Origin of the sequence: Terrabacter terrigena (genome assembly GCF_042676085.1) — a bacterium.
Lineage (GTDB): Bacteria > Actinomycetota > Actinomycetes > Actinomycetales > Dermatophilaceae > Terrabacter > Terrabacter terrigena.
The window spans coordinates 1-10,937 of record NZ_JBHTKH010000012.1; the positions used below are offsets into that span (position 1 = coordinate 1).

At 69.1% G+C, this 10,937-nt stretch carries 12 protein-coding genes; 7 read left to right on the forward strand and 5 right to left on the reverse strand.

What is annotated here, in order from left to right; translation table 11 throughout:
* Positions 1-1,289 precede the first annotated feature (1,289 nt).
* Positions 1,290-2,285 (forward strand): fatty acid desaturase family protein, encoded by a 996-nt coding sequence (locus tag ACFQ2V_RS16105; protein ID WP_386053870.1) that lies wholly within the window; start codon positions 1,290-1,292, stop codon positions 2,283-2,285.
* A gap of 245 nt (positions 2,286-2,530) precedes the next feature.
* Here ACFQ2V_RS16105 and ACFQ2V_RS16110 read toward each other — a convergent pair whose 3' ends face one another.
* The gene (locus ACFQ2V_RS16110) at positions 2,531-3,355 is read right to left on the reverse strand and encodes a GAF and ANTAR domain-containing protein (protein WP_386053871.1); all 825 of its coding nucleotides are present in this window, start codon (positions 3,353-3,355) and stop codon (positions 2,531-2,533) included.
* 393 nt (positions 3,356-3,748) lie between these two features.
* The gene (locus ACFQ2V_RS16115) at positions 3,749-4,498 is read right to left on the reverse strand and encodes a TetR/AcrR family transcriptional regulator C-terminal domain-containing protein (RefSeq protein WP_386053872.1); all 750 of its coding nucleotides are present in this window, start codon (positions 4,496-4,498) and stop codon (positions 3,749-3,751) included.
* A 163-nt stretch (positions 4,499-4,661) separates the two neighbouring features.
* Here ACFQ2V_RS16115 and ACFQ2V_RS16120 point away from each other — a divergent pair, with 163 nt between their 5' ends.
* Positions 4,662-4,970, forward strand: coding sequence for a hypothetical protein (locus ACFQ2V_RS16120; protein WP_386053873.1), 309 nt, complete (start codon positions 4,662-4,664; stop codon positions 4,968-4,970).
* Positions 4,971-5,284: 314 nt separating this feature from the next.
* Complete coding sequence (locus tag ACFQ2V_RS16125) at positions 5,285-5,689, forward strand: hypothetical protein (RefSeq protein WP_386053874.1); 405 nt, start codon at positions 5,285-5,287, stop codon at positions 5,687-5,689.
* Positions 5,690-5,699: 10 nt separating this feature from the next.
* On the opposite strand, the gene ACFQ2V_RS16130 is transcribed toward ACFQ2V_RS16125, so the two are convergent.
* From ACFQ2V_RS16130 to ACFQ2V_RS16140, 3 genes are all read right to left on the reverse strand, one after another.
* On the reverse strand, positions 5,700-5,993 hold the full coding sequence (locus tag ACFQ2V_RS16130; protein ID WP_386053875.1) for a hypothetical protein: 294 nt from the start codon (positions 5,991-5,993) through the stop codon (positions 5,700-5,702).
* 1,005 nt (positions 5,994-6,998) lie between these two features.
* A complete protein-coding gene (locus tag ACFQ2V_RS16135; RefSeq protein WP_386053876.1) occupies positions 6,999-7,199 on the reverse strand; it encodes a hypothetical protein in 201 nt (66 codons plus the stop codon).
* A gap of 75 nt (positions 7,200-7,274) precedes the next feature.
* On the reverse strand, positions 7,275-7,598 hold the full coding sequence (locus tag ACFQ2V_RS16140; protein WP_386053877.1) for a hypothetical protein: 324 nt from the start codon (positions 7,596-7,598) through the stop codon (positions 7,275-7,277).
* A gap of 86 nt (positions 7,599-7,684) precedes the next feature.
* Between ACFQ2V_RS16140 and ACFQ2V_RS16145 the strand changes: the two genes are divergently transcribed.
* From ACFQ2V_RS16145 to ACFQ2V_RS16160, 4 genes are all read left to right on the forward strand, one after another.
* A complete protein-coding gene (locus ACFQ2V_RS16145; protein ID WP_386053878.1) occupies positions 7,685-7,984 on the forward strand; it encodes a MerR family transcriptional regulator in 300 nt (99 codons plus the stop codon).
* Between the two features lie 242 nt (positions 7,985-8,226).
* Positions 8,227-9,378, forward strand: a complete 1,152-nt coding sequence (locus tag ACFQ2V_RS16150; RefSeq protein ID WP_386053879.1) for a magnesium and cobalt transport protein CorA — start codon at positions 8,227-8,229, stop codon at positions 9,376-9,378.
* Positions 9,379-9,411: 33 nt separating this feature from the next.
* Positions 9,412-10,251: a DUF72 domain-containing protein gene (locus tag ACFQ2V_RS16155; protein WP_386053880.1), complete on the forward strand. Its 840-nt coding sequence runs from the start codon at positions 9,412-9,414 to the stop codon at positions 10,249-10,251.
* Between the two features lie 140 nt (positions 10,252-10,391).
* Positions 10,392-10,928 (forward strand): OsmC family protein, encoded by a 537-nt coding sequence (locus ACFQ2V_RS16160; protein WP_386053881.1) that lies wholly within the window; start codon positions 10,392-10,394, stop codon positions 10,926-10,928.
* Positions 10,929-10,937: the final 9 nt, after the last annotated feature.

Consider the following 10,937-nt stretch of genomic DNA (forward strand, 5'->3'; position numbering starts at 1 on the left):
AGAATCACGCCGATGGCTCCCTCACGTCCGGAGCCACTCCGCTACCTCGAAACCCCACCACTCCCAGGGACTCTCACCTCTGGCCGGGGTGGGGAGCCGACCCCCAGGGCATCAAGCCCGCGTCTATGTCAGTTCAGGTTTTGTGTGGGTATGTCCGCACTCCCAGAATCCACAGTCAGGGCGCCCGCCGACGAAGAAACACGCCGAGTAACTCGCGGTCGAAGTTACCCACATAAAGCCGATGAGCGGATTCGCTTGATGGGCACCCTGGTGCGTCTCATCTCTCGGTCCGGGGACATGGCGCCGAGGCGGGATGCGCCAGCGCTCGGACAGTGACTCCTCTCGCTACGGAATGCGGGTGTCACCTGAACGAGTCACAACGTTCTGATGTGGCCCACATCACACCGTGACAGCATGTGCCCGAGGGGGCATCACGGGGGGTCGTGGTGGACGGGGGGCGGCGCCTCCCAGGTGGGAGTGGAGGCGCCGCCAGCATCGACTCTCGTCGACGCGCGCCCGTGCCCTGGGGGAGGGGGTGGACACGGCAGCCATCACGTCCACGCTGGGGGCCGTGGACTTCACACACCCAATCGAACAACGGCGACCTGTCTAAGCGGTTTCAGGAATCTTAGCGGGCGCACGACGCGGAGCCCCGCCAGGCCGGTCGGTGCACGCGGGCGCGTCTATGTCGCGAGTCGAGCAGTCCGGTGTGTACTGGCCGCGCGACGGCGTCGTCTCTCGGTCCCAAGCCCATCCGGGCAACCGCCGAGTCGGCGCCGTCGTCGCGCCTCCGGGTCGCCGCGGCCTCGGCGTCGCGTGCGAGAGAGTCGAGCGGGCCACCCCACGCTCGATACCGTGATTGTGCCGGCGTCGCCTCTCAACCCCGCCCGGGCGGCGACGCCGTCGTCGACGGGTGTCTGGAGTCACGACAGGTCAGTTAGGAGTGCCCAGGCCGCGTGGGCATCCTGGTGTCTCCTCCGCTTGGGCGTCCCGTTGGCGCGAGCGGGGTGGGTCCTCAGGTCGCCGGGTGCGGTATCCGCCTAGACCTGAACGGGTATGTCCTCGGCTAGCGGTGCTCACCGACCACCCCGGGACTCCCTCGGAAAGGCGCGCCGGCCCACGCCTTCGGGAGTTCTGCTGTGCGACAGCAACTGATTGGGAGCCGAACCATGTCATCCCCACCCCGAGTCAGCGTCGGCCCGCCCGCGCCTGGCCGCGGTCCGGCGCGAAGCGGTCCAGGCACCAGCTCGTTCACCGCCCTCATCCAAGAGGTCCACGACCTGGGCCTGATGCGGCGACGGTATGGCTACTACTGGGCTAAGCTCGTGGGGTCTGTCGTCGCCCTCGGTGCCTGGGCGGTCCTCTTCGTCCGGCTCGGGGACAGCTGGTGGCAGCTGGCCATGGCGGCAACGCTGGCGGTGGTCATGACCCAGATCGCGTTCCTGGGCCATGACGCGGCGCACCGTCAGATGTTCGCCTCAGCGGCGTGGAACGACTGGGTCAGCCTGGTCGCGGCCAACCTCCTCGTCGGGATCAGCTACGGCTGGTGGCGCAGCAAGCACAACCGTCACCACGCCAACCCGAACAAGGACGGCACTGACCCGGACATCGCCCCCGGCGCTCTGGCCTTGACCCCCGCAGCCGCTGAGCGGGTCCGATCGCCGCTTGGGCGGTGGTTCGTCAGGCACCAAGGCTGGTTCTTCTTCCCACTGACCGCGTTCGAGGGCCTGTCGCTGCACTGGGACGGCGTCCGCCGGGTCGCCTCCCGAGGCGCCTTGAATCGCCGCTGGGTGGAGGCGGCCTTCCTCACCATGCGTCACGGCGGCCTGTGCACGTTGGTCCTTCTGGTCCTACCGCCGGGCAAGGCGCTCGCGTTCCTCGCCGTACAGGTGGGCCTCTTCGGCATCTACCTCGGGTGCGCATTCGCCCCGAACCACATCGGGATGCCCGTCGTCCCCGCCACCCTCAAGCTCGACTTCCTGCGCCGCCAGGTCCTGGTCAGCCGAAACATCACCGGCGGTCCGGCCGTCTCGGTGCTGATGGGCGGACTCAACTACCAGATCGAGCACCACCTCTTCCCCTCCCTGGCCCGACCACACCTGCGCAAGGTCCAACCCCTGGTCGCCGCCTACTGCGCCGCCGAAGGCATCCCCTACACCCAGACCAGCCTCGTGTCGGCCTACCGGCAGGTCATTGAACACCTCAACCGCGTCGGCCTCCGCGGCAACGACCCCTTCCTGTGCCCTCTGGTCGCTCAACGCCGAGCCATCGAACCAGCCACCTGACCCCGGCCGTGCCAGGGCCACCCCTGGTGTGATGCCGGGTCGATGGGCGCCGTGTCAGCGCGGGGCCGTCGCTCCTCCGCAGCGGTGGGTACGAGGGGTACGAGCGTTACCGTCTCGCTTCAACAGAGAGGCCCGACGGTGGCGTGCCGGTCCTGCCTCCCCGGCGGTCGCTCGCATCCCGGCCGGATCCGTTGCCCGTGCCCGCGCCTAATGCGTGCCGCGGGCGGCTACACCGAGGGGGTCTTTCACTGCTTCAAGTGCCCTGTCTGGGCGAGTTCCTCGGCGACGTCGAAGAGCTTGCGGTTGCTGTCCTGGCTGATCCGCACCAAGATACTGAACGCCTGAGCACCGGTGATCTTGAAGCGTTCCATCAGGATCCCCTTGGCCTGCCCGATCAGGTCGCGCCGGGCGAGAGCGATGTTCAGGTGGTGGACCTTGTCCGCCCCGGCGAACGCGACCGCGGCGTGACTAGCGAAGAGCAGGCCCACGTGCTCGGACTCGTCGGTGAAGCTGTCGGCGGTGTAGCTGTAGAGGTTCAGAGCCCCGAGGTTGTCATTCTCGACCCACAGCTGGATCGAGAGCATGCTCGCTGCCCCCAGCGCGGCCGCGCGAGCGGCGAACTTAGGCCAGCGCTCCTCGCTGGCCATGTCGGGCACACGCACCGTCTCGTGCTCGTACGCGGCGTCGATGCACGGTCCCTGCCCGGTCTCGGTCTGCACGGCGTCGACCTTCGCGGGCAGTTCCCCGGACGGGTGCTCGGAGGTGACGTCGCGCCGACCGATGGTGACGCTGATCGAGGCCTCGTCGACACCGGGAATCAGCTGCAATGCGGCCCTGACGACCTCATCGAGCATCAAGCCGCGATCGTCCTCGGACTGCGCGCGCCGGGCGAAGTCGCTCAGCTGTTTGGCGAGCTGGTCGTCGTCCACCGCGGTGCCGGTGTCAGCGGTCGACGGTTGGCCTCGCCCGGTCTCGAAGTCTTCAGGCACCATGATCGGACACCATAAGGCACTCGCAGTGACGACGAAAGCGCCGCGACGCTCAAGCGAGACCAGCGTCTGCTGGTGCATGGACCGGCCGCCCGCTCTAGTTTCGTGAAGCGGGACACGCGCCGGACGCCTCTGCTGTCCGGGCTGATGTTCTGCGCGTCGTGGGTAGGTGGTGCGCGGCGTCCCGGTCGCCGGGCTGACCTGGAGGGGCCTTCATGGCGGGCGCCGCCAGCAGCCACCACGCGGTCAGACCTCGACCGCGTGACCGCTTGAACTGCGTGCGGCAAGCCTCGCAGGCCTACGACGCTGTGTAGATCCGCGAACGCGCGCTCCCAGTTGCGGCAGTCGGCCGACGAAATGGGCCCGGGCCACAAGTGCAGGCTGAGGACCCGGGCGCCCCGCGGTCGGTTGAAGGTCGGTACGACTGCCACGGTGAGTGCCGCGTCGGCGACGTTGCGTGGCGCTGGTGGTGTCTCAGGGGCGAGGGCTGGGATCGTCGAGTTGGGCCTGGAGTCCTGTCAGGACGGCTTTGAGGCCATGGTCCAGCTCGGCGGCGCCGTCGAAGCGCGCGAGCTCGCTTGCAAGGCCGCGCAGGTGCGGAAAGTCCTGGGCGGGCAGGCGGTGAAGCGCGAGCCGGAGCATCGCCTCGGACTCCTCCGGGTCCATGCCGACCTCCTGGAGCTCGTTCAGGATGCTGCCGAAGAGGAAGCCAAAGTAGGTGCGGTAGACGTGCAGCGCGTCGGCCGGCGGGAACCCGGCATTGGTGAGCAGCTTCAGAATGCGCTCCAGGGGGCGCAGGGTCCCGAGCGGACGCAGCCCGAGCGGGGTCATCGGTGGCCGGGTGACCAGCAGAGGGACGACGTGCGGGTGGTTCATCGCCAGAGTGCGGAAGTCGTGCGCGATGCGGCGCAGCTCGAGCTGCCACTCTGTCCCGTCGGTGGGGATCTCGAGCTCGTCCAGCACGTGCTCGGCGACGCCGTCGAGCAGGGCTTCGCGGTTGGGGACGTAGCGGTAGAGAGCCATCGGGTCGCGGCCGAGCTCCTGGCCCAGGCGCCGCATCGTCAAACCATCCAGGCCCTCGACGTCGACGAGTCGTACCGCCGCAGCGAGGACCTGCTCGCGACTCAGGCTGCCGCGACGCGATCTCTTCGACCGGCCCGCTGATGAGGCAGCGGACTGATCGGCTGACGACGCCGACGCAGGGTCGGTGGACTTGGGTGTCATCGCTCAATCCTCCAACACGTGTCTGGGTCTCAGTTTGCTTATCTCGTAGTCTACCCGTACAGTCTACATCGTAGACAAGCGGATGTGGCAGTGACGCCCCCGCACCGCGACTGGGCCAGCCCCCCAGCGCCCCAACGCCAAAGCGACAACCGAAGGACACCTCATGAGCAACGCCACGAGCACCCACACCCACTCCGACCACACCGACAACAACCTCGACCGGACCCGCCGCCTGACCACCGAGACCAAGGCCTCGACCAAGACGACCGAGCTCTTCGTCTACCTCGCGGCCGTTCTCGCCGTGGCCATCACTGCCTTCATGGTCAACGACGACGGCGGCGTCCAGGGCGGCAACGGCATCGACCCGTTCAGCGCCTCCGACGCCATGCACCTGATCACCTACCTGACGATCGGCTACATGATCGCCCGTGGCCTCGCCAAGGCCGGCAGCCGCGACAGCTACGACGCCTGAGCAACGCTCCCGACCTCCGCTGGGACACACGTCCCAGCGGAGGCATGAGGGCCGTGCCCGTCCGCGAGGAACCACCTCTCGCGAACGGGCACGGCCCTTCGTCATGCCGTCACCGGCCTCAGAACCAACAGCGACGCCGTAGCGGCACAACCCGCACTCAAGCAACGACGGCGGCCCATCTCGAAGCCCCGGTGCGGACGGAACTGGTTCGAGTGCGATGCGCGCCCTTGCCGCGACCAGGGATTCGCGGGTAGGGGAGACGTCCCGGCTGAGCCCTGGGTGCGACGCCGCGTGGCGTGGGGCATGCTGCGCCCATGGGGCTTCTGACGCATCTCACCTGGGGCGACTCGTGGCGCCGCCAGAAGGAAGGGCTAGGCCGTGTTGTGGATGCGATCCAAGCAAAGTCCATCAACATGCCGAAGCCAATCGGCCCGGACGACCCCTCTGTTGACGTCTACATCTACGTCTCGGGCGCCGTATGGCAGCACGAGGATGAGGGGTTCAAGCTCGGCACGCTGAGCGCCCGTGGCCGCAACTGGCTGCGGGTGATGATCTACGTCCCCGACCACCTGACGGGTCAGTTGGAATCGGAGACCTACTTCTCGGCGACTCTCGAGGACGCGGCTGTCGCTGTCGAAGGACGACTACGAATGAAGCGGCCAGACTGGCCGATCGAGACCTTGGTAGAGCATGTCCGCCTGTTGAAGCCGGCAGCCTGACGTCCGGATCTCATGGGTTCTGCCGCGCGCAGGACGACCTCCCGACGCGCACGTTCGCGTTACTCCTGTGATCCGAGAGGATGGCGCGGTGCACGTTGTCGACATTGATCATCTGCCCGCTCGGAACATTTCCAGCTTCGGCAGCGTGGGCTTCGGGGTTGTCCCTTTCGGGGCCGATGCTCACGTCGTGGTCGCCAAGCTGGTTCCCGGTGGCATCATCGCGCGCCACCTGGCGGTCGTGGATCAAGTACTGGTCATGCTGAGTGGAAAAGCCCAGGTATCCGGCGAAGACGCGGTCAAGCACGTGCTTCGCCCTGGTTCGGCGGCCCTCCGTTGCCTGGAACCGATCATTGGTTGGGCGTGGAGAGCACCGCTACTTCGAGCAGAGCAATCCCTTCTTGAGCCTCTCCTGCCCGGCGGTGCCCGGGCGGCGCAACCCATGTGAGAGCCACACGACAAGGCATGGGCAGCCGCGTTTGCGAGCGACCAGCCCAGGCACCTAGACCAGAGCCTGCGCAGGCACCGGTCCTACCGTCAATGAAACAAGTAGCCGCCGGTGGATGGGAGGGTCAGGCGTGGCGTGAGGACTTTCTGTACTGGCTTAAACGCGCCTGCGGCGCGAAGGAGCGCGGGACCCCGCGATGGGGACCCCGCGCTCCGGCGCTGGCGCGCCTACGCGCACCCCACCGCACCCCGCGCTTCAACCTGGGGAGGTGCGCGCCCGGTCGAAGCCTTCTCGATGGCCGGCTCGACGATCAGTGGGCCTGGCTCAAGCGCCTGGACGAGGGCGGCCCCAGCCGTCGCCGCGCGGGCGCAGTCCCACGGAGGACCACTGCCCACCTCGAGCGACCGGCGCAGTCGACTACCCGCGTCGCTGGGTCCCCGAAGCGCTTTCTGCGCGGCACCACCCAGCCCCGTCCGTTCCGGTCCATGCGCAACCCCGCGGAGCTGAGTCGTGTCCCCCCGGCGTCCCCCGCGCCCCAAAACGCCCACCCGTCAAGGGCGCCGAGGAAACGCATGCACCGCACCAGGACGAGCACGGCAACGGCCCCGCACCTGTTCGCAATGAGAAGGTCAGGGGTTCGAATCCCCTCAGCTCCACAACATGAAGAAGGACCCGGCACGCTTTTCGCCGGGTCCTTCTTCATGTTCAGAGACGTGTACGGGGGGATTCGGGAGGAGGCGGAGCGAAGCGGAGCCGACGGCTCCCCTCAGCTCCACGACATGGAGAAGGACCCGGCACGCTATTCGCCGGGTCCTTCTCCATGTTCTACCCGCGGGACACGCCTCACCGGCGGGCCCGGGCGACTCAGGCAGCCGTGTCTTCTGCCGGTTGCCGCCCGCGTCGGCGCAGCTCGACGACGATGGCCTCCTCCAGCCGGCGCGTCCGGTCGCCGTCCACCTCGGAGAGCCACCGCTCCTCCTCGAGGCGAGCCAGCTCCCGGATGAGCTCTCGGATGCTGAGGCCGGTGAGGACGCCGTCGTCGAGCCCTGGCGCAGCCACGGACACGGTCAGTACCTCCTTCAGGGTGGGCCGGCGGCCCCGCGCGGACCTGCGGGGCCGCCCTGTCACGAGAACACGAGATCAACCACTCGGAGGGCTGCGCTGCCGGTTGCGGCGTCGGGCCGCGGTGAGCCTGGCAGCGGAGCGGGAACGGGGAGTGAGCGCGTCGCGGGGTCCCGGTCGCGGCCGCTCGTCTCCCGGGTCGTCGTGCGGGACGGCGCCCGACTCGGGCGGTTCGCCGAACTCGGCACTGACGAGGGCCTCGAACTCGAGGTCGACGAGGTCGACGTCGGCGAGCACGATGTCGGCGAAGACCGCGTCGACGTCCACGTCATCGAGCGTCTCGGGCCCGAGCGAGGGCTCCATCGGCATCGTCGTCACCTCCATCACGTCGTGAGCCGCCATGGATCCACCACCAGATCTGTGGTGGGTGCGATAGATTTGTTGTAGCACCAGCGACATGCCGATGCAAGACCCTGATTCGAGGATCGATGACCTCCGAAGCCACTGGCGAGAACGACCCCGAGCACGGCCTCTACGGCATCACCGTCGCTGCCGACCTCGTCGGCATGGGCGTGCAGAACCTGCGGCTCTACGAGGCCCGCGGCCTGCTGCGGCCGTCACGCACCGCCGGCGGCACGCGCCGCTACAGCGACAACGACCTGGTGCGGTTGCGCCGCATCGGCCAGCTCCTCGACGAGGGCCTCAACCTCGCGGGCATAGAGAAGGTGCTCGGGCTCGAGACCAAGGTCCGCAAGCTCGAGTCGGCGGCCCGGCGCCGGCCGCGCTGAGCGGTGCGCCCACCGGTGTGGAACGTCCACACCTGACCTGCGCTGCGGGGCTACACTCCCCGAGGCGACGGCACACGGGTGCGTCGCAGTGACAGCAGGAGGTGGGTCCCCATGTGTGGCGAGCCTCCCAGTCATACGACCGACGAGGGCTGACGGGTCGAGACCGCACGACGTGCGGCAGGGCTCGCGGCGGCTCTCGTGATGCTGTCCGCTGCCCCTTCGTCCCGTCACGGGAGGTCGTCATGTCCGAGCGCACCCGCAACCCGATCCGCACCCTCGCCGGCCGCGTCCGCCGGCCCGCCCCCGCAAGCCACACCTCGCACTCGTCGCACCCCGAAGCCCCGTCGAGCCCCCACCGCAACCGGCGGCAGGGGGCGAGCGTCGTCGACAGCGCGATCTACCTCGACGGCCGTCGGACGCTGTCGCCCGACAGCCTCGCCGACACGTTCCGCGCCCTGCGCGAGCTCGACGGGTCGGTGGGCTGGATCGGGCTCTACCGACCGACTCAGGACGAGCTCGCTGCTCTCGCAAGCGAGTTCGACCTCCACGAGCTCGCGGTCGAGGACGCGATCGTCGCCCACCAGCGGCCCAAGATCGAGCGCTACGGCGACACCCTCTTCGTCGTGCTGCGGGCCGCGCGCTACGTCGACGCCTCCGAGCAGGTCGAGTTCGGAGAGGTCCACCTCTTCGTCGGTCCCGACTTCGTCATCACCGTGCGCCACAGCGAGGCGCCGGACCTCTCCGCCGTGCGTCGGCGCCTCGAGAGCGACCCCGAGCTGCTCGCACGCGGGCCAGAAGCCGTCCTCTACGCCATCCTCGACCGGGTCGTCGACGGCTACCTTCCGGTCGTCCGCGGGCTGCACAACGACATCGACGAGATCGAGACCGAGGTCTTCCGCGGCGACCCCGCCGTGTCGCGACGCATCTACGAGCTGAGCCGCGAGGTCATCGAGTTCGAGCGCGCCGTGCGTCCGCTCGCGACCGTCATCCAGTCGCTGTCGGCCGGCTTCGAGAAGTACGGCACCCACGAGGAGCTGCGTCGCTACCTGCGCGACGTCGAGGACCACCTCACCGCGGTGCGGGAGCAGGTCGACGGCTTCCGTCACCTGCTGCGCGACATCCTCACGGTCAACGCCACCCTCGTCGCCCAGAAGCAGAACGAGGAGATGAAGACCCTCACCGAGGCGAGCATGGACCAGAACGAGGAGGTCAAGAAGATCTCGGCCTGGGCCGCCATCCTCTTCGCCCCGACCCTGATCGGCACGGTCTACGGGATGAACTTCGACGCCATGCCCGAGCTGCACTGGCGCCTGGGCTACCCGTTCGCGCTCGGCATGATGGGAGTCGTGAGCGCCGCGCTCTGGGGCGTCTTCAAAGGCCGCCGATGGATCTAGCCCCTCCCGTCGCCGGCCGGGTATGGGTGGTGCATGCCCCGTGCACTCGTCGGCGTCTCCGGGTGGCGCTACCCCTCCTGGAGGGGTGACTTCTACCCGAGAGGGCTGCCCCAGCGCCTCGAGCTGACGTACGCCGCAGAGCGCATGACGTCGATCGAGGTCAACGGCTCCTTCTACTCGCTCCAACGCCCGAGCTCGTATGCCGCCTGGCGGGCAGCCGCGCCCGCCGACGTCGTCTTCGCGGTCAAGGGAGGGCGCTACATCACGCACCTCAAGGCCCTGCGTGACGTCGAGACCCCGCTCGCCAACTTTTTCGCGAGCGGGGTCCTCGCGCTCGGTCGACAGGTCGGACCACTCCTGTGGCAGCTGCCCGAGCGGCTGCACTTCGACCACGAGCGGTTGGCGGCCTTCTTCGACCTCCTGCCACGCACCACCGGCGCGGCCGCCGCCCTCGCGGCGCAGCACGACGACAAGGTCAAGGAGGACCGCAGTCTGACGGAGACGGAGGTCGACGTGCCGTTGCGGCACGCCCTCGAGCCGCGCCACGAGAGCTTCGACTCGGACGAGGCGCGCGCCCTCTGCGCCGAGCACGGTGTCGCGGTGGTCGTCGCCGACAGTGCCGGCAAGTGGCCGGTGATGCACGACGCGACGAGCGACTTCCGCTACGTGCGCCTCCACGGAGAGACCGAGCTCTACGCCAGCGGCTACACCGACGAGTCGCTCGACCGATGGGCGCAGACGTGCAGCGGATGGCTCGACGAGGGCCACGACGTCCACGTCTACTTCGACAACGACGCGAAGGGTCACGCACCCCACGACGCCGTCCGCCTGCTGGCCCGGCTCGGCATCGAACGCGACCCGGCCGGCCCCTAGGGTCCTCCCGCGACGCGCGCGGTCCGCACTCCGGGCGCGGCGGCGGCCGACGGCATACGTTGGCAGGGCCCGCGTGCGTCGACCCCGGAGGCCCCCATGAACGACCACCCCCAGCACGCGCCACGCCCGAGGGCGCACCGGTGAACCGCGACGAGCTGCGCGCCGCGCAGACGCCTCTCAAGGAGCGCTACCGCCAGCACCCCGACAGCGCGCTGACCCCCGTCTCCGCGAGGGCGACGTTCGACGTGCCACCGGCCGTCGAGGTCGCCACGTGGGCAGGGCCGGTGCGCGCCGGGCTGCACCGCGCCACCGGTGGTGACGGCGCCGACGCCTGCTCGGGCGACATGCTCATGGAGGCGCTCGTCGCCTGCGCCGGGGTCACGCTCCACTCGGTCGCCGTCGCCTTCGGCGTCGACCTGCGCGACGTGACCGTGCGCGCCGAGTCGAGCTTCGACGCACGCGGAACGCTCGGGATCGACCGCGGCGTGCCGGTGGGCGTCGCCGAACCACGCGTCGTCGCAGAGGTGACGAGCGACGCCGACGACGCCACCCTCGAACGGCTGGCGACCGCGACCGAGAGGTACTGCGTCGTGGGTCAGTCGCTGCGCCAACCGCCCACCTTCACGGTGTCGCGGCGCGCTCCCGGTCCCGACCCGACCTCGACGACCGTTCGCTAGGTTCGTGTC